The following is a 26,395-nucleotide window of genomic DNA, read 5'->3' as shown; positions in this document are numbered from 1 at the left end:
ATGCCGTCAAAGCTGGCGGTATCCCGCCAGGCCCGTTCACCAGGGGCTTGGCGTGTTTCCGCAATGTTTCCTCGCGGGGTACTTGTCGACGGTGTTGCTACCAGGCAATATCGAGTCGGTAACGATCGGTTGGTGCAAGGAACCAGGTGGGCGACGCCCGGTTCCCGGCTGAGTAACGTGAGCGGAAACCATGACGTGGGCCACTTCATGCGAAGGCGCGTGAGGTGCCTCGTGCGGGTGGGCCGGACGGCCCACGGCCCACGCCATTTTCCTGAGGAGGAACATTGAAGATCAGGCGACTGAGCGCCGCGATCGCGGCTGTGGCCAGCGGTGCGCTGCTCTTCTCGGCGTGCTCGAGCCCGCTGGGTGGCGAGGAGACCACGGGTGAGACGGAAAGCGGCTCGGTGGAGGCCGATGGCCCCTGCAAGGCCGACCTCGGCGACGTCACCACGGCCGACGGCGATATCAAGGTTGCGAACGAGCAGGAGCTTTTCGCCTACAACGGGCTGACCACCGACACGTACTCGGTCTACAACGCCGCCATCCTCGACCGGATGCAGGGCGGGTTCTACTACTTCGGCACCGACGGCACCATCTGCCACGACGACGCCTGGGGCGCGTACGAGGCGCTCAGCCCGACGGAGATCCAGTACACGCTCAGCGACGAGGCGACGTGGTCCGACGGGACGCCGATCACCTACGCGGACTACCTGCTCGACTGGGCCACCCAGGCGCTCACCAAGGACGTCGCCGTCAGTGACGACGCCACCGAGGAGCCGCTGTTCAACCACGTGTCCGGGCTGACCCTGGGTGACTACGTCCCCGCCGGCCCGGAGGCCGACGCGGCCGACGCCAAGCAGTTCACCTACAACTACGAGCGGGTGAACGCGGACTGGGAGATCCTGGTCCAGAGCGCGCTCCCGGCCCACGTCGTCGCCGAGGAGATCGGCGTCTCGACGGAGGAGCTCGTGGAGGCCATCAAGGACCTCGACGCGGACGTGCTCAAGGACGCCGCCGAGTTCTGGAACGAGGGCTGGCTCCTCGACAAGCCGGGCGAGCTGCCCGACCCGGCGCTCACCCCGTCGAGCGGTCCGTACATGTTCGCCGAGGGCGGCTGGTCCGCGGGCCAGTCCGTGACGCTCACCGCCAACCCGGACTACTGGGGCCCGGCACCGGCGACCGAGACCCTGACCTTCCGGCAGATCGCCTCCGACGGTCAGATCCAGGCGCTGCAGAACGGCGACCTCGACGTGATCCAGCCGAACGGCCCGGTCGTCGACACGATCACGCAGCTCGAGGCCCTGGGCGACTCGGTCAACCTGGAGACGGGCCAGACCCTCATCTGGGAGCACCTCGACTTCAACTTCCGTGAGGGCAGCGTGTTCGCCGAGGACGCGGGAGGCCTGGCCGCCCGTGAGGCGTTCGCGCTGTGCGTGCCGCGTCAGAAGATCGTGGACGACCTGATCAAGCCGATCGACTCCACCGCCGTGGTGATGAACGGCCGCGAGGTGTTCCCGTTCCAGGACACCTACGAGGAGGTCACCGCGGAGTCCTACGACGGCCGCTACGACGAGGCCGACATCGAGGCCGCGCAGGGCAAGTTCGCCGAGTCGGGCCTGGAGGAGGGCACCGAGATCCGGGTCGGGTACCTGGACGGCAACCCCCGCCGTACGGACACGGTCGCCGCGATCAAGGCGTCGTGCGACGAGGTCGGCTTCGAGATCGTCGACTCGGGCTCGCCCACCTTCTTCGACGAGGAACTGGGCAACGGCGACTACGAGGTGGCCCTGTTCGCCTGGGCCGGCTCCGGCCAGATCACCTCGGGCGAGAACATCTACTCGACGCCGGGTGGCCAGAACTACGGCGAGTACTCGAACGAGACGGTCGACGCGGCGTGGAAGACCCTCACGGAGTCGACGGACCCGGCGGTGCACACCGAGCAGGTGAAGATCATCGAGAAGGAGCTGTGGGACACCCTGTTCGGTCTCCCGCTGTACGCCCACCCGGGCGTCGTCGCCTCCAGCTCGTCGGTGGACAACGTCCGCGCGACGGCCACGCAGGGTGGCGTCTCGTGGAACGCCGACCAGTGGGCGCGCGCGGAGTGACCCGCCGCTGATCCCACCACCTGCGGGGAAGGGAGCGCCTGCTCCCTTCCCCGCAGGCATGTCTTCCCGTTCTCCACCTCCCGCCGCCGATCGGCGGCCGCCTGCGAAGGGTCATGAACCCGTGTTCCTCTTCATCCTGAGACGCACACTCGCGTCCCTCGTCGTCCTGCTGCTCTCATCAGCGCTGATGTTCTGGCTGACGGTGAACTCCGGAGATCCGCTCGCCGATCTCCGTGGTTCGAACGCCGACAACGCCCAGCAGCTCATGGACTCCCGTGTCGCGACGATGAATCTCGACCTGCCGTGGTACGAGCGGTACTGGATGTGGCTCGACGGCGTGGTCGGCTGCTTCACGGGATCGTGCGACTTCGGGGTCAACCGCAGTGGTCAGGACGTGCTCTTCCTGACGGGCCTCGCCGCACAGTCCACCCTGCGCCTGGTGACCGCGGCGACGCTGATCGCGATCGTCGTGGGCGTGGCCCTGGGCATCCTCACCGCGATCCGGCAGTACTCCGGGTTCGACTACGGTGTGACGTTCGCGGCCTTCCTCTTCTTCTCGTTGCCGGTGTTCTGGGCGGCGGTGCTGCTCAAGGAGTTCGGCGCGATCCGGTTCAACGACTGGATCGCGAACGGTCAGCTCGGGCCGCTGACGATCATCCTCATAGCCCTGGTCCTGGCGTTCCTCATACCGTCCACGATGGGCGGTACCACCCGGCGCAAGCTGGTCACGGGCGGGGCGACGTTCGCGTTCGTCGTCGTGGTGCTGTTCCTGTTCAACCTGCTGAACTGGTACCGGAGTCCGGTCTCGGGACCGCTCGTCGCGCTCGTGGCCGCGTGCGGCGCGGCGGTGCTGGTCACCGCCATCGTGTCGGGTCTCCGCAACCGGAAGGCCATGTACGCGGCGCTGACCACCGCCGTCGTCGGCATCGTCGCCTACGCCGTCCTCGCGTTCACGCCCCTGCTCGCCGACCCGTCGTGGCTGGGACTGTCCGGGCTGTTCGTGGTGGCGATCGCCGTCTCGCTGGTGATCGGCCGGCTCTGGGGCGGCTACAACAAGAAGCAGGTCATGCTGGTGACCGGCGTGACGGGTGCGCTCACCTCCCTCATCGTCGTGGCCGACATCCTGGTGGGGTACTGGGCGTCGTTCCTGGGGCTGAAGTCGCGGCCGATCTCCACGATCGGCGCGCAGACGCCGAACTTCACCGGAGACTTCTGGCAGCGCCTCATCGACTACGGCACCCAGCTCATCCTCCCGACGGCGCTGCTCGCGCTGGTCTCCATCGCCACCCACTCCCGGTTCACCCGATCGTCGATGCTCGAGGTGCTCAACCAGGACTACGTGCGCACCGCGCGGGCGAAGGGCCTCTCCGAGCGCGAGGTCGTCGTCAAGCACGCGTTCCGCAACTCGCTCATCCCGATCACCACCATCGTCGCCTTCGACTTCGCCGCCCTGATCGGCGGCGCGGTGATCACGGAGACGGTGTTCGGCTGGCAGGGCATGGGGCAGCTGTTCATCACGGGACTGCGGCAGGTCGACCCAGCTCCGGTCATGGCGTTCTTCCTCGTCACCGGAACGGCGGTGGTCGTGATGAACCTGCTCGCCGACCTCGCGTACGCATCCCTCGACCCGCGGATCCGGCGCTGACCCGCCGATCGGGAGGAGAAAACTCATGAGTGAATCACCGAAGAACGGCGCCGCAGGCGACGCCGCCCTCCTCGCGGCCGACGAGGAACTGGTCCCCGAGACCAAGTCCTACAGCGCCAACCAGATCGTGCTGCGGCGCTTCCTACGACACCGGGGCGCCATCGTCGCCATGGGGGTGATGGCGGTCGTCGTCGTCGTGTCGTTCACGTCGATCGGGGTCGGTTCCGTCCCGGGCTGGTGGGACAAGGACATCAGCACCGCCTACGACAAGATCGGCACCGGCTCGCCGACCTGGGAGCACCCGTTCGGCCAGGACACCATCGGCAAGGACTACTTCGCGCTGACCATGCGCGGGACGCAGATCTCCCTGTACATCGCGTTCGGCGTCGGCATCATCTCCACGCTGATCGGCACCTTCGTCGGAGCGATCGCCGGCTACTTCCGGGGCATCGTCGACTCGCTGCTGATGCGGCTGACCGACGTCGTCATCATCATCCCGCTGCTCGCGATCGCGGCGGTGCTGGGGCGGATGTCGGGCGGCAGCCTCAACCTGCTGATCTTCGCGCTGGGGGTGCTGGTCTGGACCAGCCTGGCGCGCCTCGTGCGCGGCGAGGTGCTGTCGCTGCGCGAGCGGGACTTCGTCATGGCGGCCCGTGCCGTCGGCACGAGCCCCGGCAGGATCATCGTGCGGCACATCCTGCCCAACACGGTGGGCGTCATCACGGTCTCGGCCACCCTGACCATCGCGACGGCGATCCTGCTGGAGACCAGCCTGAGCTTCCTCGGCTTCGGAGTGCAGGCACCGGACGTCTCGCTCGGCTCGCTGATCTCCGACTACCAGGGGGCCTTCCTCTCCCGGCCCTGGCTGTTCTGGTGGCCGGGCATGATGATCCTCGCGATCGCCCTGTCCGTGAACTTCATCGGGGACGGTCTGCGCGACGCGTTCGACCCCCGGCAGACCAGCACCAAGGAGTGACACCGTGACCACACTCGATATCTCCACCTCCGGTGCTGCCGAGACGACGGGGAACGCCGTCCTCTCCTTCGAGAACCTGAGCGTCACGTTCCGGACGCAGTTCGGCGACGTCGACGCCGTCAAGGGCATCGACCTCGACGTGCGGCCCGGAGAGGTGGTCGCCCTCGTGGGCGAGTCCGGCTCCGGCAAGTCGGTGACCTCCACGACCGCGCTCGGGCTGCTGCCCGGCAACGCCCGCGTCAGCGGCACGGTGCGCGTCGGCGGCCAGGTCGTCGGGTCGCTCGACAAGGCCGGCCTGCGCCGGCTGCGCGGGAACGACGTCGCCATGGTGTTCCAGGAGCCCATGACGGCGCTGAACCCGGTGCTCACCATCGGTGACCAGCTCACCGAGGGCCTGCAGCTGCACGGCATCGCGTACGGCAAGGAGGCCGAGGCCCGCGCCGCCGAACTGCTGCGCATGGTCGGCATCCCCGAGCCGGAACGCCGGCTCAAGCAGTACCCCCACGAGCTGTCCGGCGGGCAGCGGCAGCGCGTCGTCATCGCGATGGCGATCTCCTGCGACCCCACGGTGATCGTCGCCGACGAGCCCACCACGGCCCTCGACGTCACCGTCCAGGCCGAGATCCTCGACCTGCTGCGCTCGCTCACGGAGAAGCTGGACACGGCGATCCTGCTCATCACCCACAACATGGGCGTCGTGGCGGACATGGCCGACCGCGTCGCCGTCATGCTCAAGGGCGACCTCGTGGAGACCGGCACCGTGGACCAGGTGCTCAACCACCCACGGCACGAGTACACCAAGCGGCTGCTCGCCGCCGTGCCGCACCTCGGCGAGGGGCCGGGCCAGTTCGGCGAGGTCGCGCGGCCGGCGGAGCCGGTGCCGGGTGAGGCCGCCGCGCTCGACCTGAGGAACCTGGTCATCGAGTACCACCGGATCGGCAGGCCGGCCTTCCGCGCCGTCGACGACGTGACCTTCCATGTCGCCCCGGGCGAGATCGTCGGGCTGGTGGGCGAGTCCGGCTCCGGCAAGTCGACGATCGCCAAGTGCGCGCTCGGTCTGATCCCGTCGCGCTCCGGCTCGGTGTCGATCCTGGGTCAGGACTTCCGGGCCACTCGTGGCCGGAGGCTCAAGGAGCTGCGCAAGCGGATCGGCGTGGTCTTCCAGGACCCGGCCGCCTCGCTCAACCCGCGGTTCCCCATCGGCGACCTCATCGCCGAGCCGCTCGTGGTGCACCAGGTGGGCGACGCCCGCTCGCGCCGGGAGAAGGTCATGGAGCTGCTCGACGCCGTCGAGCTGCCGCCCGCGGTCTTCAACCGCTATCCGCACGAGCTGTCCGGCGGGCAGCGTCAGCGGGTCAGTATCGCCCGCGCGCTGACCCTGCGGCCCGAACTGCTCGTGGCCGACGAGCCGACGTCGGCCCTCGACGTGTCCGTACAGGCCAGCGTGCTGAAGATGTTCACCTCGCTGCAGGAGCGGTACCGGTTCGCGTGCCTCTTCGTGAGCCACGACCTGGCCGTCATCGACCTGCTGGCGCACCGTGTCGTCGTCATGCAGAACGGCGAGATCGTGGAGCAGGGCGCGCGGGAGGACGTGCTGCGGAACCCTCGCGAGGACTACACGAAGCGGCTGCTGGCCGCCGCGCCGGTGCCGGAGCCGGGGGAGCAGCGCCGACGGCGCGAGGCGCGCCACGCTCTCCTGACCTCCCTGGGCGAGGAATCCGCGGAGCTCCACCTGTAGGAACCCCCTGCCGGGGGCGGTGCGTCCACCCCGGACGCACCGCCCCCGGCAGGTTGTCGGGCCGGAGCTACTCCGCCACCGCGGGGAAGATCCGCACCTGGCCCGCCGGGAGCGACTCCGCGGCCTCGCTCCACTCCGCGCTCTCGCGGGTCCAGACCCGGTCCGCCACCCGCACCTCGACCACGTTCGTCTCGGCGGCGGTGGCGACGGCCCAGTGGGCCGCGGCCCAGCCACCGCGCGCGGCCTCCCCCGGGGCCAGCGGTGTGGCGTCGACCTCGACGGCCGCCGTGCCGGACGGCGTGGTCCCCGAGGGGCCGAGCCCCAGATCGCGGCCGAGCCTCCCGACCACCACGTCCAGCGCGGGAGCGACCGCCAGCCGGGCGTCCTCCTCGACCGGCGCGATCTCACAGGTCAGCGACGCGGGCGAGTGACCGGTCAGGCTCGACGCCCACGCCCGGGAGCGGACCTCGTGCCGGGCGTACGCCTCGGGGTAGGCCGACCGCTGCACCGCCTGCGCCGCGTCCGTGATCTCCATGTCCTCGTAGCCGTCGATCTGGACCAGGCCGTCGTAGAAGGCGTTCGTGGAGTACACCGGGTCGAGGATCTCGTCCTCGCTGCCCCACCCCTGCGACGGCCGCTGCTGGAACAGCCCGAGCGAATCGCGGTCGCCGTAGGTGATGTTGATGAGCTTGGACTCCTGGAGCGCCGTCGCGAGACCGATCGTCGCCGCCCGCGCGGGCAGGCCGCGCCGGACCGCCGTCTCCGCGACGAGAGCGGCGTTGTCGGCCTGGGCTGGGGAGAGGTACCAGTCCGTGCCGTCCAGCTCCGCGGCGCAGCGCTCGGTGAGCGGCGCCGTGCCCGACAGGTGGTTCAGCACCAGGACCACCCCGGCCGTCGCGGCGGTGCCCACGACCACCGTCGCGACCAGGTACTTGAGGGCGCGACGCACCGGACGACGGCGCCGCACCGCGGTGCCACCGGCGCCGTCGCCGGCGGTGTCGCCGGACGAGCGGGTGAGCAGGACCATGCGAACCTTCCGGGTGGCCTCGAACGAGACGGCCCAGTCTAGAACGCCGAACCTGCGTGTTCTCCCAGGTTCCCTGAGTTTCCCGCCCGGAGTTGGTCAGTTCTTGTGGAGGGCTTCGTTCAGCTCGACACCCGTGCCCACGCGGTCGATCACCTCGACCGCTCCCGTGGTCGAGTTGCGGCGGAACAGCAGGTTGGACTGCCCGGCCAGCTCCACCGCCTTGACGGTCATGCCGCCGCGCAGCGTCACCTTCGTGCCCGCCGTGACGTACAGGCCGGCCTCGATCACGCAGTCGTCGCCGAGCGGGATGCCGAGGCCGGAGTTCGCGCCGAGCAGGCAGCGCTCGCCGAGCGAGATGACCTCCTTGCCGCCGCCGGACAGCGTGCCCATGATCGAGGCGCCGCCGCCGACGTCGGAGCCGTTGCCCACCGTCACGCCCGCCGAGATGCGGCCCTCCACCATCGAGGAGCCGAGCGTGCCGGCGTTGAAGTTCACGAAGCCCTCGTGCATCACGGTGGTGCCCTCGGCCAGGTGCGCGCCGAGCCGGACCCGGTCGGCGTCGGCGATGCGGACGCCCGCCGGGAGGACGTAGTCGGTCATGCGCGGGAACTTGTCCACGCCGTACACCGCGACGGGGCCGCGCGCCCGCAGCCGCAGCCGGGTGGTCTCGAAGTCCTCGACCGCGCACGGCCCGGCGCTGGTCCACACCACGTTGGCCAGCACGCCGAACAGCCCGTCGAGGTTCACGGCATGCGGCCGGACGAGCCGGTGCGAGAGCAGGTGGAGGCGCAGGTAGCCGTCGGAGGCGTCCTTCGGGCCGGTCGTCAGGTCCGCCACGACGGTCACGACCCGGGCGGTGACGCCGCGGGCGTCGTCGTTCCCCTGCAGCGCGACCAGGTCCGCCGGTGCCTCCGCGGCGGCCGACCCCTCGGCCGGAGGTTCCCCGAGAGCCGGAGCGGGGAACCAGGTGTCCAGGACGCTGCCGTCTGCGGCGATCGTGGCGAGGCCATGACCCCAGGCGGTGGTGGGAGCGGTCGACGTCATGGCGCCCAGCTTAGGTGAGGGCGCCGGCGCCGGTCCGCCGTCGTCCACCACCCGAACGCCGGCGCCGGGCGGAGGCGGCGCCTCCGCGACGTCCGGCATAACCTCTGCCCTGTGACCGCATTCGACGAATCCCTCCTCACACCCGGCTCCGACCTCGTGGACCTCACCGCCGCGATCTGCGACATCCCCTCCGTCTCGGGCGACGAGGCAGCCCTCGCCGACGCGATCGAGGCGACGCTGCGCGCCCGCCCGCACCTCGAGGTCCACCGGGACGGGGACGCGGTCGTCGCGCGGACGGGGTTCGGGCGGGACCGGCGCGTCGTCGTCGCCGGGCACATCGACACGGTGCCCGTCGCGGACAACCTTCCGACGCGGCTGGTGGGGGCGGGCGCCTCCGGTGACGGCGAGGCCGACGGCCGCGTCCTCCGGGGCCGCGGCACGGTCGACATGAAGGGCGGCGTCGCGGTCGCCCTCGCACTCGCGTGCGAGGTCGGGACGCCGGGCCGGGAACCCGCCGTCGACGTCACCTGGGTGTTCTACGACCACGAGGAGGTCGAGGCGGTGCACAACGGCCTCGGCCGGCTCGCCCGCAACGCCCCCGGCCTGCTGGAGGCCGACTTCGCCATCCTGGGCGAGCCGAGCGGCGCCGGGATCGAGGGCGGCTGCAACGGCACGATGCGCGTCGAGGTCCGCACCCGCGGCGTCGCCGCGCACTCCGCGCGGTCCTGGACCGGCGTGAACGCCATCCACGGGGCCGCGGAGGTGCTCGGCCGGCTCGCCCGGTACGAGCCGCGCACCGTCGCGGTCGAAGGGCTCGACTACCGTGAAGGGCTCAACGCCGTGGGAATCCGCGGCGGGATCGCGGGGAACGTCATCCCCGACGAGTGCGTCGTCGAGGTGAACTACCGCTTCGCGCCGTCCCGCGGCGAGGCCGAGGCCGAGCAGCACCTGCGCGAGGTCTTCGAGGGCTTCGAGGTGACCGTCACGGATTCCTCGCCCGGCGCCCGCCCCGGACTCGACGCCCCCATGGCCAAGGACTTCGCGACGGCCGTGCTCTCCGTCACCGGCGGCGAGCCGCGGCCGAAGTACGGCTGGACCGATGTCGCCCGCTTCGCCGGCCTGGGCATCCCGGCGGTCAACTTCGGACCGGGCGACGCCCTCCTGGCCCACAAGGACGACGAACGCCTCGCCGTCGCGGAACTGGCGGCCTGCCGGGACGCCCTGCGCACCTGGCTCCTCGGCTGACGACCCCCGCCGGTTGCCGGTTCGGACGGCGTCAGCCAGGTGGGACGGCGTCAGCCAGGCGGGATAGGTTTGCCGCATGAGTGATGACGGAGTTCCGCAGCGGGGACGCGGATACCGGAAGGGGCCCGTGCTGCTGCGCGGGAGCCAGATCCCGCTGGAGACGACCGACCAGCGCCTGCTGGCCAAGGGGGAACGCGCCGACTGGGTGCACTCCGACCCGTGGCGCGTGATGCGGATCCAGTCCGAGTTCGTGGAGGGCTTCGGCGCCCTGGCGGAGATCGGGCCGGCCGTGTCCGTGTTCGGCAGCGCCCGCACGGACCCCGCGCATCCCGACTACACCCGGGCGGAGGAGATCGGCCGCCTGCTCGTCGAGGCCGGCTACGCCGTCATCACCGGAGGCGGCCCGGGCATCATGGAGGCCGCGAACAAGGGCGCCCGCACGGCCGGCGGCGTGTCCGTGGGCCTCGGCATCGAGCTGCCGTTCGAGCAGGGCGTGAACGAGCACGTCAACCTCGGCATCAACTTCCGCTACTTCTTCGCGCGCAAGACGATGTTCGTCAAGTACGCCCAGGGCTTCATCGTGCTTCCGGGAGGGTTCGGCACCTTCGACGAGCTCTTCGAGGCAGTCACCCTGGTCCAGACCCGCAAGGTCACGAGCTTTCCGCTCGTCCTGTTCGGGGCCGACTACTGGGGCGGGCTCCTCGACTGGGTCCGCACCGCGGTCCTGGACCGCGGGATGATCTCCGCGCACGACCTCGACCTCCTGCACATCACCGACGACCCCGACGAAGCCGTCGAGCACGTCGTCGAGAAGGGTGCCGTCCTCGCCGACGAGAGGCGTGCCCAGGCGGCGCTCGCGGCAGACGAAAAGGCCTCCGCGGACTCCGCGTGAGCGGATCCGAGCACGGTCCCGCGGCGTCCGGCGCCCCGGGCGGAACGCCGGCCGGGGACCCGGCGCCACCCGGCTCGTCCCCGCTCGTGCTGCGCGGACGCGAGGTCGGGCGCGACGGGACCGCCGTGCGCCCCGTGGTGATGGCGGTGGTCAACCGCACCACCGACTCGTTCTTCGCCCCCGCGCGGCTGCCCGACGACGATGCCGCGCTCCGGGCCGCCGAACAGGCCCTGGCGCACGGGGCGGAGATCCTCGACGTCGGCGGGGTGCGGGCCGGCGTCGGCCCCGCGGTGGACGAGACCGAGGAGATCCGGCGCGTCGTGCCGTTCGTCGCCAGGGTCCGCACGGAGCTGCCGGAGCTGCTGGTCTCCGTGGACACCTGGCGGGCCGGTGTGGCGCGCGCCGCCGTCGAGGCCGGCGCCGACCTGATCAACGACACCTGGGCCGGCCACGACCCGGCACTCGTGGAGGTGGCCGGAGCGGCGGGCGTGGGCGTCGTGTGCTCGCACACGGGCGGCGCGACCCCGAGAACCGATCCTTACCGCGTGGACTACCCGCCGCCCCCGGTGCCCGGTGGGGCGGGGGAGGAGAGCGTGCCCGGCCTCCGCGACCCGCGGGACGGCGTCGTCGACGACGTGCTGGCGACGCTGCGGGCGGCCGCGGAGCGCGCCGTGGCCGCCGGGGTGCCGCCGGCGTCCGTCATCGTGGACCCGACGCACGACTTCGGGAAGAACACCTGGCACTCCCTGCACCTGCTGCGCCGTACCGCCGCGCTCGCGGAACTCCGGTTCCCGCTCCTGATGGCCCTGAGCCGGAAGGACTTCGTGGGTGAGACGCTCGACCTGCCGCCGGCCGAGCGCCTGGAGGGCACGCTGGCGGCCACGGCGGTGGCGGCGTGGCTCGGCGCGAGGGTGTTCCGCGCGCACGACGTGCGGGCGACCCGACGGGTTCTCGACATGGTGGCCGTGCTCCGCGACGAGGCGCCGCCCGCGGCCGCCCTTCGCGGGCTCGGCTGACCGGGCGGATCAGGATCGAGCCGCACGTTGGGGCGGTTCCGGGAGGAAACGGAAGTGTGAAGAAGGTGGCTCGAATTCGACTAGAATGGGCCGGTGCCCTCTGTCACTCGGCGACAGCTGATGGCAGACGAAGCACACGGTAACGGACAACGGAATGGGAGAGCCACACATGGCTGCGATGAAGCCGCGTACGGGTGACGGGCCGATGGAGGTCACCAAGGAGGGGCGCGGCATCGTCATGCGTGTTCCGCTCGAGGGCGGCGGTCGGCTGGTCGTCGAGCTCAACGCGACCGAGGCGACGGAATTGGGCGAGGCACTCAAGGGCGTTGTCGGCTGACCGGCCCACCGGTCTCGACGGAGCTCGGCCACCGGAGCGGTGCCCGCTGAGCCCGTCGGGGCCCAAGATCTCCCGGGTCCGGAGCTCCGCGCCCCCGGATCTCAGCGCCGGACCGCCAGCAGCAGGCCGTCGCCGCTGGGAACCATGGCGGGCATGACCCGATCGTCGTTGCGCAGCGCGCGGCCCACCTCCCGCACGATCGTCGTGATCTCGTCCCGTCGGGTCGGATCCGCGACGCGGTCCCGGTGCAGGGCGTCGTCCACGGCCAGCAGCCCACCCGGGCGCAGGAGCCGCAGAGCCTGCTCCACGTACTCGGGGTAGGCGTACGGTTCGGCCCCCACCAGCACGAGGTCGTAGTGGCCGTCGGTGAGACGAGGCAACACCTCGTCGGCGCGCCCCGGGATGATGCGCGTGCGCCGCGGGTCCACACCGTCCTCGGCGAAGGACTCCCGGGCCGCCCGCTGGTGCTCCACCTCGCGGTCGATGGTGGTGAGCTGGCCGTCGTCGGGCATGCCGCGCAGCAGCCACAGCGCCGCGACGCCGGCCCCCGTACCGACCTCCACCACCGCCCGCGCACGCATCGACGCGGCCAGCACCCGCAGCAGGGCACCGGACCCGGGGAGCACGGACGGGCAGCCGAGGTCGGCGGCGCGCTCGCGGGCACGCAGCAGCACGTCGTCCTCGGGCACGAACGACTCGCTGTACATCCAGGCCGCGGCCTTCGCGCTGCGGCCGCCCGTATGCTCCGTGGCTGCGCTGATGACACCCTCCAGGTCTGTGCCGACGCCGTGCTTCCTCGGACTCCGCTCCGCGTGCGTGCCTCGTCCCTCGGCCCGCGTGCTCCGCCGCGCCCTTCGCCGGCGTGGGTCGGGGGCCAGGTTACCGGTGACCCGGGAACGACTGGAGACCTCGGGACGTTGTGAGGGACGATGAGTCTTGTGAGCATGTCGAAGCCGGAACATGGCGGTCAGGCCGCGGTCGAGCCCTGGCAACCTCCCACCTGGGAGGAGATCGTTCGCGAGCACTCCGCACGGGTCTACCGGCTCGCCTACCGCCTGACCGGCAACCAGCAGGACGCCGAGGACCTGACGCAGGAGACCTTCATCCGCGTCTTCCGGTCCCTGTCGAGCTACACGCCCGGCACGTTCGAGGGCTGGCTGCACCGCATCACGACCAACTTGTTCCTCGACATGGCCCGCCGTCGCAAGCGGATCCGCATGGAGGCCATGGGGGACGACGACGGTGCCGTGGCGGCCACGGGCGAACAGGGGCGGCCCGAGCGGGAGTTCGAGCACGCCAACCTCGGGCACGACGTCCAGCACGCGCTGGACGAGCTGCGGCCGGAGTACCGGGCCGCCGTCGTGCTGTGCGACATCGAGGGGCTCAGCTACGAGGAGATCGCCAAGACGCTGAACGTGAAGCTGGGCACGGTGCGCTCGCGGATCCACCGGGCGCGCGCCCAGCTCCGGGAGGCCCTGGAGCACCGGTCGCCCGAGGCGGTGCGGGCCGGCGACCTCGGGAGCGAGGCATGACTCCGCACCTCGGATCCTGGATCTCGGCACTGGCCGACGGGCAGCTCGACGCGAGCCGGACCGAAGAGGCCCTGGCGCACGTGGCGACGTGCCGGGCGTGCGCGCGTGAGCTGGACGACGCGCGGCGTTCGCGCCGTCTGCTGTCGTCCGCCATGGACGACGTGCGGCCCGACCCCGCACTGACCGCACGCCTCATCGCGCTCCAGGCGTCGATCCCGGGCACCGACGACGACCCGCTGCGCAGCCCTCGCCGGCCGGCGTTCGACGCGCCGGAGTACGGTGCGCGCCCGCAAGGAGCGGGCCGTCCGGGGTGGGGCGGCGTCCCGCTGCCCGGCCTGGTCGACGGCGTCCGCCTGAGCGGGCACGTCCCCACGGGCCGACGCCGCGCGGCCCGGGTTCTCGCGTTCGGTGCGGGCAGCGTGGGCGCGCTCGGCCTGGTCCTGTTCGGGCTGGGCCAGAGCCCGCAGGTGACGCCGGGCATCTCCGCGGCCGACGCGATGACGATGCTCGCCCGCACGGGACCGGACGAGCGGGCCGCGGGCACGGACGTCCTGGCCGGGCTCGCCCCGGCCGGCACGATTCCCGAGCAGCGCAGCGCGGCCGCCCTCGACTGGGTCACCGCGGAGGGCTGGGCGGCGCCCTCCGACCTGCCCGACGGGCTGGAGGTGACGGCGGTGCGGCTGCTCGGCGAGGAGGGCCAGGTGCTCGAGATCGACCTGGCGGGCGACGCGGGACACGCCGTCGTGCGCGAGCGGGTGGGCCGCCTGGCCGGGGACGACTCGGTCCAGGTGCTGGCCCGCACCCCGGCTCACCTGGCATGGCAGTCGGACGAGGTGGTGGTCGACGTCGTGGCCGATCTTCCCGAGGACATGCTCGGCGAGCTCGTGGCATCCTTCCCGGCCCGTGACTACGATGCCGGGGTCCTGTCCCGCATCGCACGCGGGTGGAGCACGGCTACGGGAGCGATCAGCAGTCCATGAGCGACGAGAACCCCTTCGCACCACCGACCCCCGCGTCCCGGCAGGAGCCGCCGCGGGCCCCGGCGGCGATGCCGGACGGCGCCGCTTCCGGGCCCGGCCCGGATCTGCCACCGGCGGCCTCGCCGTACCCGTTCACCACGCCCCAGGCCGTCGGGGGCCCCGCCGCCGGCCCGGTGCCCCCGCCGCCGTCCTCGCCGGACCGGCGGCGCCCGCGTGGCCTCGGCCGCGGGTCCGTCGTCCTCGTGGCGTCGCTCGCGCTGCTCGCCGGCCTCGTGGGCGGGATCGGCGGGTCCGCCCTGATGGACGCGCGGGAGGACGGCGCCCGCCCGGCCGACGCGGCCCTCCCCGAGGCGGCCGGCGGTGAGATCGTGGAACGGCCCGACGGCTCCGTCGCGGCGATCGCGGCCGAGGCGCTGCCCAGCGTCGTCTCGATCGCGGTGCGGAGCGCGGACGGCGAGGCCACCGGGTCGGGCATGGTCCTCAAGGAGAACGGCTACATCCTCACCAACAACCACGTCGTCGCGGGCGCGACGTCGTCCGGCGCGCCGGTCTTCGTCACCTTCTCCGACGGGCACGAGGAGCGGGCGAAGATCGTGGGCGCCACCCCCGACTACGACCTCGCGGTGCTCAAGGTCAGCGAGACCGGGCTCACGCCGCTGGTGCTGGGCGACTCGGACGCCGTCGTCGTGGGCGACGACGTCCTGGCGGCCGGCTCACCGCTCGGGCTGGACGCGACCGTGACCACCGGCATCGTCTCCGCGCTGCACCGTCCCGTCCAGGCCGGCGAGCAGTCCGCGACGGCGTTCATCGACGCGATCCAGACCGACGCCGCCATCAATCCCGGCAACTCGGGCGGCCCGCTCCTGAACGCGGCGGGCGAGGTGATCGGGATCAACTCGGCGATCGCCCAGGCCCCCGGCTCGCTCACCGCGACGGGCAACATCGGGCTCGGCTTCGCGATCCCGTCCAACCAGGCGCGCCGGACCGCCGAGCAGCTCATCGAGAGCGGCGAGGCGACGTTCCCCGTGATCGGCGTGCTGCTCGACCAGACCTACCAGGGGGAGGGCGTCAAGGTCGCGAGCGCGGCACAGGGCGGCCAGCCCCCGATCACCCCGGACGGCCCCGCCGACCGGGCAGGGATCGCCCCCGGCGACGTGATCCTGGCGATCGAAGGGCGCCCGGTGTCCCGGTCCGACGAGCTGATCGTCGCGATCCGTGCCCTGGCGCCGGGAGACGCCGTGACCCTCCGGGTCCGGTCCGCCGGGGCGGACGAGGGCCGTGACGTGCGGGTCGTCCTCGACGAGAAGACCAGCGGCTAGAGGCGACGGGGCGCACGGGTAGGCTGTGGCGCGTGTTCGGGATCAACGGCTGGGAGCTAGGTCTCATCGTGGTGCTGGCGGTCGTGCTCATCGGCCCTGAGCGGCTGCCGGGCTACGCCGAGCAGCTCGGCGGCGCCGTGCGGAGGGCGCGCGGCTACCTCACCGACGCGAGGAGCCGGGTCGACGAGGAGCTCGGGCCGGAGTTCCGGGACGTCGACTGGTCGAAGTTCGACCCGCGGCAGTACGACCCGCGCAAGATCGTGCGTGACGCCCTCCTGGACGACGCCCCCCTCGACCACGGCGGCTCCGGTCCCGCGCGGCCGGGGACGGCCGGGGACGGCGCGGCCGGCACGACGACGCCCACCGGGCGGCCTCCCTACGACGACGAGGCCACCTGACGTCCGCGCACGAGATTCGTCCCCTCGGGGCGCGGCCTGCCAGAATGATCCCCATGCCGTCCGATACTCAGGTTGCAGCGGGACCTACGGCCGTGGCCGACCGTCCCGTGAAGCAGCGCATCTTCTCCGGGATGCAGCCCACGCACGACTCGCTGACCATCGGGAACTACATCGGTGCGTTGCAGCAGTGGGTAGCGCTGCAGGATTCGTACGAGGCGCTCTACTGCGTGGTGGACCTGCACGCTCTCACGGTTCATCCGGATCCCGCCGTGCTGCGCGAGCGCACGCGCCGTACCGCCGCGCAGTACCTGGCCGGCGGGGTGGACCCGGAACGCTCGATCCTGTTGGTCCAGTCCCACGTGCCCGAGCACACGGAGCTGGCGTGGCTGCTCTCCTGCCAGACGGGTTTCGGCGAGGCCAGCCGCATGACGCAGTTCAAGGACAAGGCGGCGCGGCAGGGGACCGAGGGCACCACCGTCGGGCTGTTCACGTATCCGGTGCTCATGGCGGCCGACATCCTGCTGTACGACGCCGCGCTCGTGCCCGTCGGTGAGGACCAGAGGCAGCACCTCGAGCTCTCGCGCGACCTGGCCGAGCGGCTGAACACGCGGTTCGGCGAGGGGACCGCCGTCGTGCCGGACGCGCACATCGTCAGGGACGTCGCCAAGATCTACGACTTGCAGGAGCCCACCGCGAAGATGAGCAAGTCGGAGGCGGGCAAGGGCTCGCTCCTGCTGCTCGAGGACGTGAAGCGCGCCGCCAAGAAGATCAAGTCCGCCGTGACCGACGCGGACGAGACCTACGGCGTGCGGTTCGACCCGGCGGAGAAGCCGGGCATCTCCAACCTGCTGACGATCTTCTCGGCGGTCACCGGCCGCGGCGTCGACGAGATCGCCGCCGAGTACGACGGTCGCGGCTACGGCCACCTCAAGGTGGACCTGGCCGATGCCGTCGTGGCGTTCCTGGAGCCGTTCCAGCAGCGGGCGAACGACTACCTGGAGGACCCGGCCGAGCTCGACGCCGTGTTGGCCGACGGGGCCGAACGGGCGCGCGCGATCGCGCGACCGGTCCTGGACCGGATCAAGGACCGCTTCGGGCTGCTCCCGGCGCGCGCCGGGGATCCGCGGTGAACATCCCGGATCGCGCCCCCGGGCAGGTTCGCATCGGGATCGCGGTGGCCGTCCCGGAGCCGTACGCGGCGCAGCTCGCCGCCGCGCGGTCGGCGGTCGGTGACCCGCTCGCGGACCTCATCCCGCCGCACATCACGCTGCTGGGCCCCACCGTCATCGATCAGCCGGACCTGGACAAGGTGCGCGCCCACCTGGACCAGGTGGCGGCCTCGGTCGGGCCGTTCGAGGTGCACCTGCGGGGCACGGCCACGTTCCGGCCGGTGTCGCCGGTGGTGTTCGTCGCGCTGGCGCAGGGCATCGCCGAGTGCGAGATGATCGAGTCGCGGGTGCGCACCGGCATGCTCGCCCAGGACCTGCGGTTCAACTACCACCCGCATGTGACGATCGCGCACGAGGTGCCGAACGACCGCCTCGACAAGGCGTACGAGGCGCTGCGCGACTTCGAGGCCCGGTTCGAGGTCGCCAGCTTCTGGCAGTACGAGCACGGGGACGACGGCGTGTGGCGCCCCCAGCGCGAGTTCGGCCTGAGGCGCTGAGGGGAACGGTGCGCGAGGTCAAGGAGCTCTGGCAGCGGTGGCAGGACTCGCGGCCGGGACGCACCCTCACGCGGTACACCGAGCGTGGCGGGAACGTGCTGTGCGGCGGCATGGCCTACACCGCGCTGTTCTCCCTGTTCGCCGCCCTCACGATCGGCTACACCGCGTTCTCCGCCGTGCTCGGCGGGGACATGGAGCTGCGGTACGAGGTGCTCGTCCAGGTCGACCGGTGGGTCCCGGGCCTGATCGACACCGGGTCGGGCGGGGTGGTCCAGCCGGAAGAGCTCATGCTGACGAGCGGGATCAGCCTGACGTCCGTCGCCGCGGTGATCGTGCTGCTGTGGTCCGCGACCACGTTCATGGGCGCGCTGCGGGTCGCCGTGCGCACCATGTTCGACCTGACCGACGACGGCCCGAACCTCCTGGTGGCGCGGCTGCTGCAGCTCGCGGGCTTCCTGCTGCTGCTCGTCGGGGTGCTCGTGGGGGCGGTCGTCGGCGTCGCGGTGAGCACGGCGGCGCCCTGGCTCATGGACCAGCTCGGGCTCGGGGGCGCGAGCCGTGGCGTCGTCCGGGGCCTGGGGCTCGTCGCCGGGGTGGTCGTCGACGCCGCGGTCGTGGCGGGCGTGATCCGGTACGTCGCGGGCGTCCGCATCCCGAGGCGGGAACTGCTCACGACGGCCGTCGCGGTGGGCGTCGCGACGGGTCTGCTGCGCTGGGCGGGCAGCTCGCTCGTCGTGGAGCTGGCCACCCGTAACGCGCTCCTGGCCGGCTTCGCGGTCCTGGTCAGCGTCCTGATCCTGGTCAACCTCGTGGCACGGGTCCTGCTCCTGTCGTGCGCCTGGGCGGCCGAGAGGAACGGGGACCGGGCGGACGGCGGGGCGGAGGCGGACGGCGCCCGCGCCGGGGAGACCGAGCCGGAGCCGGTGGCGACGCCCCGGACATGAGATCGGCCGCCTCCCCGGCGTCGGGGAGGCGGCCGATCTCACCCGCTCAGAAGGCGCGGGTGATCATCGCCCGCTTGACCTCCTGGATCGCCTTCGTGACCTCGATGCCTCGCGGGCACGCCTCCGTGCAGTTGAAGGTGGTGCGGCAGCGCCACACGCCCTCCTTGTCGTTGAGGATCTCCAGGCGCTGCTGCCCACCCTCGTCACGGCTGTCGAAGATGAACCGGTGCGCGTTCACGATCGCCGCCGGGCCGAAGTACTGGCCGTCGGTCCAGAACACCGGGCAGCTCGACGTGCAGGCGGCGCACAGGATGCACTTCGTCGTGTCGTCGAACCGCTCGCGCTGCTCGGCGGACTGGATGCGCTCCCTGGTGGGCTCGTTCCCGTTCGTGATGAGGAACGGCATGATCTCCCGGTACGACGCGAAGAACGGCTCCATGTCCACGACCAGGTCCTTCACCACGGGCAGGCCCTTGATGGGCTCCACGGTGATGGGCTTGGACGGGTTGACGTCCTTGAGCAGCGTCTTGCACGCGAGGCGGTTGCGGCCGTTGATCCGCATCGCGTCCGACCCGCACACGCCGTGCGCGCACGACCGGCGGAACGTCAGCGAGCCGTCGTGCTCCCACTTGATCTTGTGCAGCGCGTCCAGCACGCGGTCCGTGCCGTACGCGGTGATCTGGAACTCGTCCCAGTGCGACTCACCGGCGGCGTCGCCCTCCGGGTTGAACCGGCGGACCCTGATCGTCACGTCGAAGCTCGGGATCTCGCCCGCCTTCGCGCTCGCGTCGGCCTTCTCCATCACAGCAGTCATCAGTACTTCCGTTCCATCGGCTCGTACCGGGTCTGGGTCACCGTCTTGGAGCCCAGCACCACCTTGTAGCCGTCGAACTCCTCGACGTGATCGAAGTAGCCCGCGATGTGCCCCTCGGCCTCGTCGGCCGCGGCGGTGGGCCGCCGGTACGCCATCGTGTGCTGCATGTAGTTCGCGTCGTCGCGGTCCGGGAAGTCCTCGCGGTAGTGCCCGCCGCGCGACTCCTTCCGGTTCAGCGCGCCGACCACGGTGACCTCCGCGATGTCGAGCAGGAAGCCCAGCTCGACGGCCTCCAGGAGGTCCGTGTTGAACATCTTGCCCTTGTCCTGCACGGAAGCGTTCTGGTAACGCTTGCGCAGTTCGCGGATGTCGGACAGCGCCTGGTTGAGCGACTCCCCGGTGCGGAACACCTGGGCGTTCGCGTCCATCGTCTCCTGCAGCGCGCGGCGGATGTCCGCGATGCGCTCACCCTCGGGCCGTTCGCGCAGCTCGGTGAGCTGCGCCTCGACCGCGACGGCCGGGTTCTCCGGCAGGTCGATGAACGACGCCGTCTTCGCGTACGCCGCCGCGGAGCGCCCGGACCGCTTGCCGAACACGTTGATGTCGAGCAGCGAGTTGGTGCCGAGACGGTTCGAGCCGTGCACCGAGACGCAGGCGACCTCGCCGGCCGCGTACAGGCCCTTGACGACGTCGTGCCCGTTGCGCAGCACCTCGCCGGCCACGTTGGTCGGCACGCCGCCCATCGCGTAGTGCGCCGTCGGGTAGACCGGTACCGGCTCGGTGTACGGCTCGATGCCGAGGTAGGTGCGCGCGAACTCCGTGATGTCCGGCAGCTTCGCGTCGATGTGCGCGGGCTCCAGGTGCGTGAGGTCGAGCAGGACGTAGTCCTTGTTCGGGCCCGCCCCGCGGCCCTCGCGGACCTCGTTGGCCATCGACCGGGCGACGATGTCGCGCGGCGCCAGGTCCTTGATCGTCGGGGCGTATCGCTCCATGAACCGCTCGCCGTCGGCGTTGCGCAGGATGCCGCCCTCGCCGCGGGCCGCCTCCGACAGGAGGATGCCGAGCCCGGCCAGCCCTGTCGGGTGGAACTGGAAGAACTCCATGTCCTCCAGCGGCAGGCCGCGGCGGTAGGCGAGCGCCATGCCGTCGCCGGTCAGGGTGTGCGCGTTCGACGTCGTCTTGAAGATCTTCCCGGCGCCGCCCGTGGCGAACACGATGGCCTTGGCCTGGAAGACGTGGATCTCGCCCGTCGCGAGGTCGTAGGCGACGACGCCGGTCGCGTTGACCTCGGCGCCCTCCTCGACGTCCTCGGTGGCGAGGTCGCGGTCGGTGATGAGGTCGAGCACGTAGAACTCGTTGAAGAACTCGACGTCCTGCTTGACGCAGTTCTGGTACAGCGTCTGCAGGATCATGTGGCCCGTGCGGTCCGCGGCGTAGCAGGCCCGGCGCACCGCGGCCTCACCGTGGTTGCGGGTGTGCCCGCCGAACCGGCGCTGGTCGATCTTGCCCTCGGGCGTGCGGTTGAACGGCAGGCCCATGCGCTCCAGGTCGAAGACCGCGTCGATGGCCTCCTTGGCCATGATCTCGGCGGCGTCCTGGTCGACGAGGTAGTCGCCACCCTTGATGGTGTCGAACGTGTGCCACTCCCAGTTGTCCTCCTCGACGTTGGCGAGCGAGGCGCACATGCCGCCCTGGGCGGCGCCGGTGTGGGAGCGGGTGGGGTACAGCTTGGAGATGACCGCGGTACGAGTCTCCTTGGAGGACTCGAGTGCGGCGCGCATGCCCGCGCCGCCCGCACCGACGATCACGACGTCGTACTGGTGGGTGATCAAGACTCTCTCCTAGGCGGTGCAGAACGAAGCGAGCAGCTCGGGGTCCGCGCCGACCGGGCACGGTTCGAACGTGAAGATGACGAGCGTGCCGAGCACCACCACGATCGTGAAGGCCAGGTACAGCAGCCCCTTGAGGACACCGCGCGTCACGTCGCGCTCCGCGTAGTCGTTGATGATCGTGCGCAGGCCGTTCGTGCCGTGGATCATCGCGAGCCAGAGCATCAGCAGGTCCCAGATCTGCCAGAACGGGCTCGACCACTTGCCGCCGACGAACGCGAAGTCGATCGCCTTCACGCCCTCGCCGACCATGAGGTTCACGAAGAGGTGCCCGAACACCAGCACCACGAGCACCACGCCGGACGCCCGCATGAACACCCAGGAGTACAGCTCGTAGTTGCCGCGCGTCGTCTTCTTGCGCACGTAGGGGGAGCGGGGCGCGTCGAGCGTGCCCACGTGCTCGGCCACCGCCGGGGTTCCGTGTGTCGCGCCGGTCATCAGTGGCCTCCGAAGACGTTCATCAGGTGCCGCGGCAGGAAGCCCGCCATCGTCACGACGGAGAGACCGAGCACGACCCAGAGCATGACCTTCTGGTAACGGGGCCCGTTGGCGAGGAAGTCCACGAGGATGATCCGGATGCCGTTGAACGCGTGGAAGACGATCGCGGCCACGAGGCCCACCTCGCCGATTCCCATGATCGGCGTCTGGTAGGTGCCGATCACCGCGTTGTAGGCCTCGGGCGACACGCGTACCAGCGCTGTGTCCGTGACGTGGACGAGCAGGAAGAAGAAGATCGCGAACCCGGTCACGCGGTGCGCGACCCAGGACCACATGCCTTCGCGGCCGCGATAGAGCGTGCCGCCTTGTGCGGTGGGCACTTCGGGAGCCTCCTATGGCTTTCCGGTGAACGTATGAGGCAGGCGCGTCCCACTGTAGTGACACCCGGTCGTGTCAACCGTCCGGGGGATGCGATTCCGCCACGTGAGATGGTCGTTTTGTGATTCATTGCACAGAGGAGATGTCGCCTGCCGAACCCACGTCACTATGCTGCTTCCCATGAGCAATCCCGCGGGCGCCAGCAGTGCCGCATCCGAGACCGCCGCCGGACCTATCGAAGGATTCCACGCCGTGATTCCCGCGGGTGGGGCGGGAACCCGGCTCTGGCCCCTGTCCCGCAGGAAGGCCCCGAAGTTCCTGCACGATCTGACGGGCTCGGGGCGCACGCTCCTGCAGGCCACCGTCGACCGACTGAGCCCGCTGACCGGCGCGGACGGGATCGTGCTCGTCACCGGCACGCACCACGTGGCCGCCTGCCGGGCGCAGCTGCCCGGCCTGGGCGCGGAGAACGTGCTGGCCGAGCCCTCGCCGCGCGACTCGATGGCGGCTATCGGCCTCGCCGCCGCCGTCCTGACGGAGCGTCACGGCGACGTCGTGATCGGGTCCTTCGCCGCGGACCACGTCATCTCGGGGCAGCCCGCCTTCGAGGGCGCGGTGCGCGAGGCCGTCGCCGCCGCGAGGGCCGGCTACGTCACCACCATCGGTATCGCCGCCTCGCGGCCGTCGGTCGCGTTCGGCTACATCCGCTCCGACGGCACCCTCGGCGTCGACGGCGCTCCCAGCGCGCAGCACGTGCGCGGCTTCACCGAGAAGCCGGACGCCGCGACCGCCCGCGAGTACATCACGTCGGGCGAGTACCGGTGGAACGCGGGGATGTTCATCGTCCGCACGTCGGTGCTGCTGGGCCACCTCGCCGAGCAGCGCCCCGAACTGCACGACGGCCTGCGCGCCATCGCGAAGGCCTGGGACTCCGGCGACCGTGACCGCGTGCTCGAGGACGTCTGGCCCGGCCTGGAGAAGATCGCCATCGACCACGCCGTGGCGGAGCCGGTGGCGGACGCCGGCGGCGTCGCCGTCGTCCCCGGGACGTTCGGCTGGGACGACGTCGGCGACTTCAACTCGCTCGCCGCGCTCCTGCCGTCGGACGACGACGAGGGCTCCAAGGTGCTCGGCGACACGGGGGACGTGCTCCGGATCGACAGCGCCGGGTCGGTGGTCGTCCCGGCGAGCGGCCGCCTGGTGAGCGTGCTGGGCCTGGACGACGTCGTCGTGGTCGACACCCCCGACGCCCTGCTGGTCACGACCCGCGCTCGCGCCCAGCAGGTCAAGCAGGTGGTCGACGGCGTCCGTGCGCGCGATCTGGACGGCCTCCTGTAGCAGGTGACCCGCTTGGTCCATATGTCGGTCCCAGATCGTGGGACACGCGAGCGCGGGAGGGTGTGACCGCCGTTACAGTGGGTCGGGTGACATCGACCCAACCCGCCGTGAGCGTCGCAGAGCTGGATCAGATCGTTTCGACCGCCCCGCCCCGAGCGTCGGGCCCCGTCCTGGCGCAGCGCGTGATGGAGCTCGCGGACGAGCTGGACGACGAGCTCGTCGCGTTCCGGCGGGACGTGCACGCCCACCCGGAGCTCTCGCGCCGGGAGTCCCGCACGACGGCGGTCGTGGCGGAGCGCCTGCGCGCCGCGGGCCTCAGCCCGCGCCTGCTGGACGGCACCGGGCTGGTGTGCGACATCGGTCCCGGCGAGGGTGCCCGCACGGGCCTGCGAGCCGACCTCGACGCGCTGCCGCTGCAGGACACCAGCGGCGTCGAGTTCGCCTCCACGGCTCCGGGCGTCGCGCACGCGTGCGGTCACGACGTGCACACCACCGCCGTCCTGGGCGCGGGCCTCGTGCTCGCCCGGCTCGCCTCCGAGGGGCTGCTGACCCGCGGCGTGCGGCTCTTCTTCCAGCCCGCCGAGGAGGTCATGCCCGGCGGGGCGCTGGACATCCTCGGCACGCCGGAGCTCGACGGGGTGGAGCGCATCGCCGCCGTGCACTGCGACCCCAAGATCGACGTCGGCACCGTCGGCACCCGGATCGGCTCCATCACGTCCGCGGCCGACGCCGTCTCGGTGACCGTGTCGTCGCCGGGCGGGCACACCTCGCGCCCGCACCTGACCGGCGATGTCGTGTTCGCGCTCGGGCAGGTCATCACGCAGGTGTCGGCGGCGCTGGGGCGGCGGCTCGACCCCCGGTCGGGCGTCAACCTCACGTGGGGCACCGTGCAGGCCGGGAGCATGCCCAACGTCATCCCGTCCACCGGCACGGTCAAGGGCACGCTGCGCTGCCTCGACGTGGCCGCCTGGCAGAACGCCGGCGACCTGGTGCGGGACGTCGTCGAGCAGGTCGTCAAGCCGTACGACGTCGAGGTCACCGTGCACCACACGCGCGGTGTTCCGCCCGTCGACAACGACGCGACGGAGACCACCGCCCTGGAGGCGGCGATCCGGGAGACGGCCGGCCCGGACGCCGTCGTCCTGACCGAGCAGTCGATGGGCGGCGAGGACTTCGGCTGGTACCTCACGAAGGTGCGCGGCACGATGGCGCGGCTCGGCACGCGAACCCCCGGCGGGCGGTCGTACGACATCCACCAGGGCGACCTGATCGTGGACGAGCGCGCGATCGGCGTCGGCGTCCGGATGCTCGCGCAGTACGCGGCCCGGTGACGCCGCGAGGTGACGGGTTGCACACGAAACACCTGGACTCGGTGACGCTTCGGTAACGACTTGTCGTCGTAACCGACTCGATACGCGGATCGTCTCAACTGCTGGATAATCTCGAGGCATTGCTGGGCCTGACCGAGGCCCTGAATGAACCCATCGAGGAGCAACAGGTGAAGAAGGCTGTAGCGCTCACCGCGCTGACCGGTGCTGCGGCACTCGCACTCTCGGCTTGCGGGGCCGCCCCCGAGGAGTCCGGCGGCAACGAGGCCGCCAGCGACTTCCTGCCGTGCATCGTCTCCGACGAGGGCGGCTTCGACGACAAGAGCTTCAACCAGCTCAGCTTCGAGGGCATGCAGGCCGCCGCCACCGCGATCGGTGCGGACACCCGGCAGGTCGAGTCCAACTCCGAGAGCGAGTACCAGGGCAACGTGCAGTCGCTCGTCGACGAGGGCTGCGACGCCATCGTGACCGTCGGCTTCGCGCTGTCGGCCGCCACGATCGAGTCCGCCACCGCGAACCCGGACGTCGACTACATCCTCATCGACGACCCGGCGGACGCCGACGGCGACGGGGAGACGGACGCGGAGAACATCAAGCCGCTGCTGTACAACACCGCCGAGGCGGCATTCCTCGCGGGCTACCTGTCGGCGGGCTACTCCGAGGCCGGCAAGGTGGGCACGTTCGGCGGCATGGAGTTCCCGACCGTGACGATCTTCATGGACGGCTTCAAGCAGGGCGTCGACCACTACAACGAGGTCAAGGACGCCGAGGTCGAGGTCGTCGGCTGGGACGGCGAGACCGGGTCGTTCACGGGCGGCTTCACCGCCGACGCCACCGCCAAGAACACGGCGACGAACGTCATCGACCAGGGCGTCGACGTGCTCCTGCCGGTCGGCGGCCCCATCTACCAGTCCGCGATCAACGCGATCCAGGACTCGGGCAAGGACATCGCGCTGATCGGCGTGGACGCCGACCTGTACGAGACCGACCCGTCCACCCAGGACCTCGTGCTGACCTCCATCCTCAAGGGCATGGACGTCTCGACGTCGCAGGCCGTGCAGCAGTCGGCGGACGGCTCGTTCGACCCGACGCCGTACATCGGCACGCTCGAGAACGAGGGAGTGGGCCTCGCCCCGCTGCACAACTTCGAGGACACGGTCGACCCGACGCTGATGGCCGAGGTCGACTCGCTGCGGGAGTCGATCATCGGCGGCGAGGTCGAGGTGGACTCCTACCTGGCCGACTGACCTTCGTCGCTCCGGGGCCGCGCGCGTTTGCCGCTCGCGGCCCCGGAGTGCGTCAATGGGACGGCATCGGCAGCGGCGTAGTGCTGCGGAGAGGAAGAA

General features: G+C 71.3%; 25 protein-coding genes. 18 read left to right on the top strand and 7 right to left on the bottom strand.

The window, feature by feature from the left end; genetic code table 11:
* The first annotated feature begins 284 nt into the window (after window positions 1-284).
* The 4 genes from EDD34_RS15740 to EDD34_RS15725 all read left to right on the top strand — a co-directional run bounded on the left by EDD34_RS15740 (window position 285) and on the right by EDD34_RS15725 (window position 6,464).
* A complete protein-coding gene (locus EDD34_RS15740) occupies window positions 285-2,105 on the top strand; it encodes an ABC transporter substrate-binding protein (protein ID WP_123815410.1) in 1,821 nt (606 codons plus the stop codon).
* Between the two features lie 121 nt (window positions 2,106-2,226).
* Complete coding sequence (locus EDD34_RS15735; protein WP_123815409.1) at window positions 2,227-3,750, top strand: ABC transporter permease; 1,524 nt, start codon at window positions 2,227-2,229, stop codon at window positions 3,748-3,750.
* Between the two features lie 25 nt (window positions 3,751-3,775).
* Window positions 3,776-4,726, top strand: coding sequence for an ABC transporter permease (locus EDD34_RS15730; RefSeq protein ID WP_123815408.1), 951 nt, complete (start codon window positions 3,776-3,778; stop codon window positions 4,724-4,726).
* Between the two features lie 4 nt (window positions 4,727-4,730).
* On the top strand, window positions 4,731-6,464 hold the full coding sequence (locus EDD34_RS15725) for an ABC transporter ATP-binding protein (RefSeq protein WP_123815407.1): 1,734 nt from the start codon (window positions 4,731-4,733) through the stop codon (window positions 6,462-6,464).
* Between the two features lie 67 nt (window positions 6,465-6,531).
* On the opposite strand, the gene EDD34_RS15720 is transcribed toward EDD34_RS15725, so the two are convergent.
* Entirely contained in the window at window positions 6,532-7,491 is a 960-nt protein-coding gene (locus EDD34_RS15720) for a hypothetical protein (RefSeq protein WP_246012501.1), read from the bottom strand.
* 96 nt (window positions 7,492-7,587) lie between these two features.
* Window positions 7,588-8,535 (bottom strand): 2,3,4,5-tetrahydropyridine-2,6-dicarboxylate N-succinyltransferase, encoded by a 948-nt coding sequence (dapD, locus tag EDD34_RS15715; RefSeq protein ID WP_123815406.1) that lies wholly within the window; start codon window positions 8,533-8,535, stop codon window positions 7,588-7,590.
* Window positions 8,536-8,646: 111 nt separating this feature from the next.
* On the opposite strand from dapD, the gene dapE reads away from it, so the two are divergent.
* The 4 genes from dapE (at window position 8,647) to EDD34_RS15695 (ending at window position 12,025) form a co-directional block, all read left to right on the top strand.
* Complete coding sequence (gene dapE, locus EDD34_RS15710; RefSeq protein WP_123815405.1) at window positions 8,647-9,780, top strand: succinyl-diaminopimelate desuccinylase; 1,134 nt, start codon at window positions 8,647-8,649, stop codon at window positions 9,778-9,780.
* Window positions 9,781-9,856: 76 nt separating this feature from the next.
* Window positions 9,857-10,672 carry an LOG family protein gene (locus EDD34_RS15705; RefSeq protein ID WP_123815404.1) on the top strand — a complete coding sequence of 272 codons (816 nt, stop codon included), beginning with the start codon at window positions 9,857-9,859 and terminating at the stop codon, window positions 10,670-10,672.
* Window positions 10,669-11,688, top strand: a complete 1,020-nt coding sequence (folP, locus tag EDD34_RS15700) for a dihydropteroate synthase (RefSeq protein WP_123815403.1) — start codon at window positions 10,669-10,671, stop codon at window positions 11,686-11,688. The genes EDD34_RS15705 and folP overlap by 4 nt, the downstream gene beginning before the upstream one ends.
* Before the next feature lie 169 nt (window positions 11,689-11,857).
* The gene (locus EDD34_RS15695) at window positions 11,858-12,025 is read left to right on the top strand and encodes a DUF3117 domain-containing protein (RefSeq protein ID WP_123815402.1); all 168 of its coding nucleotides are present in this window, start codon (window positions 11,858-11,860) and stop codon (window positions 12,023-12,025) included.
* A gap of 101 nt (window positions 12,026-12,126) precedes the next feature.
* Here EDD34_RS15695 and EDD34_RS15690 read toward each other — a convergent pair whose 3' ends face one another.
* On the bottom strand, window positions 12,127-12,732 hold the full coding sequence (locus tag EDD34_RS15690) for an O-methyltransferase (protein ID WP_123815401.1): 606 nt from the start codon (window positions 12,730-12,732) through the stop codon (window positions 12,127-12,129).
* Window positions 12,733-12,969: 237 nt separating this feature from the next.
* Here EDD34_RS15690 and sigE point away from each other — a divergent pair, with 237 nt between their 5' ends.
* From sigE to EDD34_RS15655, 7 genes are read left to right on the top strand one after another with little or no spacing between them, the layout of a single operon-like run.
* Window positions 12,970-13,557, top strand: a complete 588-nt coding sequence (gene sigE / locus EDD34_RS15685; protein ID WP_123815400.1) for an RNA polymerase sigma factor SigE — start codon at window positions 12,970-12,972, stop codon at window positions 13,555-13,557.
* Window positions 13,554-14,537 (top strand): anti-sigma factor family protein, encoded by a 984-nt coding sequence (locus tag EDD34_RS15680; protein ID WP_123815399.1) that lies wholly within the window; start codon window positions 13,554-13,556, stop codon window positions 14,535-14,537. The genes sigE and EDD34_RS15680 overlap by 4 nt, the downstream gene beginning before the upstream one ends.
* Window positions 14,534-15,856: a S1C family serine protease gene (locus EDD34_RS15675; protein ID WP_123815398.1), complete on the top strand. Its 1,323-nt coding sequence runs from the start codon at window positions 14,534-14,536 to the stop codon at window positions 15,854-15,856. The genes EDD34_RS15680 and EDD34_RS15675 overlap by 4 nt, the downstream gene beginning before the upstream one ends.
* Window positions 15,857-15,888: 32 nt before the next feature.
* The gene (locus EDD34_RS15670) at window positions 15,889-16,254 is read left to right on the top strand and encodes a twin-arginine translocase TatA/TatE family subunit (RefSeq protein ID WP_211341609.1); all 366 of its coding nucleotides are present in this window, start codon (window positions 15,889-15,891) and stop codon (window positions 16,252-16,254) included.
* A 53-nt stretch (window positions 16,255-16,307) separates the two neighbouring features.
* Entirely contained in the window at window positions 16,308-17,384 is a 1,077-nt protein-coding gene (gene trpS, locus EDD34_RS15665) for a tryptophan--tRNA ligase (RefSeq protein ID WP_170177101.1), read from the top strand.
* Complete coding sequence (locus EDD34_RS15660) at window positions 17,381-17,920, top strand: 2'-5' RNA ligase family protein (RefSeq protein WP_123815396.1); 540 nt, start codon at window positions 17,381-17,383, stop codon at window positions 17,918-17,920. Before trpS ends, EDD34_RS15660 begins: the two co-directional genes overlap by 4 nt.
* Window positions 17,921-17,928: 8 nt before the next feature.
* A complete protein-coding gene (locus tag EDD34_RS15655) occupies window positions 17,929-18,864 on the top strand; it encodes a YihY/virulence factor BrkB family protein (RefSeq protein WP_123815395.1) in 936 nt (311 codons plus the stop codon).
* Between the two features lie 46 nt (window positions 18,865-18,910).
* Here the strand turns inward: EDD34_RS15655 and EDD34_RS15650 are convergent, their stop codons facing one another.
* The 4 genes from EDD34_RS15650 to sdhC are packed head-to-tail and all read right to left on the bottom strand — an operon-like array spanning window position 18,911 to window position 22,385.
* Entirely contained in the window at window positions 18,911-19,678 is a 768-nt protein-coding gene (locus EDD34_RS15650) for a succinate dehydrogenase iron-sulfur subunit (RefSeq protein WP_123815394.1), read from the bottom strand.
* On the bottom strand, window positions 19,678-21,510 hold the full coding sequence (gene sdhA / locus EDD34_RS15645; protein ID WP_123815393.1) for a succinate dehydrogenase flavoprotein subunit: 1,833 nt from the start codon (window positions 21,508-21,510) through the stop codon (window positions 19,678-19,680). Before sdhA ends, EDD34_RS15650 begins: the two co-directional genes overlap by 1 nt.
* A gap of 9 nt (window positions 21,511-21,519) precedes the next feature.
* Entirely contained in the window at window positions 21,520-22,005 is a 486-nt protein-coding gene (locus tag EDD34_RS15640; RefSeq protein ID WP_123815392.1) for a succinate dehydrogenase hydrophobic membrane anchor subunit, read from the bottom strand.
* A complete protein-coding gene (sdhC, locus tag EDD34_RS15635; RefSeq protein ID WP_123815391.1) occupies window positions 22,005-22,385 on the bottom strand; it encodes a succinate dehydrogenase, cytochrome b556 subunit in 381 nt (126 codons plus the stop codon). Before sdhC ends, EDD34_RS15640 begins: the two co-directional genes overlap by 1 nt.
* Before the next feature lie 178 nt (window positions 22,386-22,563).
* Between sdhC and EDD34_RS15630 the strand changes: the two genes are divergently transcribed.
* The 3 genes from EDD34_RS15630 to EDD34_RS15620 all read left to right on the top strand — a co-directional run bounded on the left by EDD34_RS15630 (window position 22,564) and on the right by EDD34_RS15620 (window position 26,296).
* A complete protein-coding gene (locus EDD34_RS15630; protein WP_123815390.1) occupies window positions 22,564-23,721 on the top strand; it encodes a mannose-1-phosphate guanylyltransferase in 1,158 nt (385 codons plus the stop codon).
* 185 nt (window positions 23,722-23,906) lie between these two features.
* Window positions 23,907-25,052 carry an amidohydrolase gene (locus tag EDD34_RS15625; protein WP_123816586.1) on the top strand — a complete coding sequence of 382 codons (1,146 nt, stop codon included), beginning with the start codon at window positions 23,907-23,909 and terminating at the stop codon, window positions 25,050-25,052.
* Window positions 25,053-25,219: 167 nt separating this feature from the next.
* Window positions 25,220-26,296, top strand: a complete 1,077-nt coding sequence (locus EDD34_RS15620) for a BMP family lipoprotein (RefSeq protein ID WP_123815389.1) — start codon at window positions 25,220-25,222, stop codon at window positions 26,294-26,296.
* The last annotated feature ends 99 nt before the right edge of the window (window positions 26,297-26,395 follow it).

Source organism: Myceligenerans xiligouense, from assembly GCF_003814695.1.
Lineage (GTDB): Bacteria > Actinomycetota > Actinomycetes > Actinomycetales > Cellulomonadaceae > Myceligenerans > Myceligenerans xiligouense.
Note: the sequence above shows the minus strand (reverse complement) of the source record. Positions and strands in the feature narration are given on the sequence as shown.

Coding starts and splice junctions, on each gene's coding strand:
- EDD34_RS15690 (WP_123815401.1), bottom strand. CDS start 12,732: ATGTACAGCGAGTCGTTCGTGCCCGAGGACGACGTGCTGCTGCGTGCC.
- EDD34_RS15675 (WP_123815398.1), top strand. CDS start 14,534: ATGAGCGACGAGAACCCCTTCGCACCACCGACCCCCGCGTCCCGGCAG.
- EDD34_RS15705 (WP_123815404.1), top strand. CDS start 9,857: ATGAGTGATGACGGAGTTCCGCAGCGGGGACGCGGATACCGGAAGGGG.
- trpS (WP_170177101.1), top strand. CDS start 16,308: ATGCCGTCCGATACTCAGGTTGCAGCGGGACCTACGGCCGTGGCCGAC.
- EDD34_RS15650 (WP_123815394.1), bottom strand. CDS start 19,678: ATGACTGCTGTGATGGAGAAGGCCGACGCGAGCGCGAAGGCGGGCGAG.
- sigE (WP_123815400.1), top strand. CDS start 12,970: ATGTCGAAGCCGGAACATGGCGGTCAGGCCGCGGTCGAGCCCTGGCAA.
- EDD34_RS15730 (WP_123815408.1), top strand. CDS start 3,776: ATGAGTGAATCACCGAAGAACGGCGCCGCAGGCGACGCCGCCCTCCTC.
- EDD34_RS15680 (WP_123815399.1), top strand. CDS start 13,554: ATGACTCCGCACCTCGGATCCTGGATCTCGGCACTGGCCGACGGGCAG.
- EDD34_RS15695 (WP_123815402.1), top strand. CDS start 11,858: ATGGCTGCGATGAAGCCGCGTACGGGTGACGGGCCGATGGAGGTCACC.
- EDD34_RS15630 (WP_123815390.1), top strand. CDS start 22,564: ATGAGCAATCCCGCGGGCGCCAGCAGTGCCGCATCCGAGACCGCCGCC.
- dapD (WP_123815406.1), bottom strand. CDS start 8,535: ATGACGTCGACCGCTCCCACCACCGCCTGGGGTCATGGCCTCGCCACG.
- EDD34_RS15720 (WP_246012501.1), bottom strand. CDS start 7,491: ATGGTCCTGCTCACCCGCTCGTCCGGCGACACCGCCGGCGACGGCGCC.
- EDD34_RS15640 (WP_123815392.1), bottom strand. CDS start 22,005: ATGACCGGCGCGACACACGGAACCCCGGCGGTGGCCGAGCACGTGGGC.
- EDD34_RS15625 (WP_123816586.1), top strand. CDS start 23,907: ATGGAGCTCGCGGACGAGCTGGACGACGAGCTCGTCGCGTTCCGGCGG.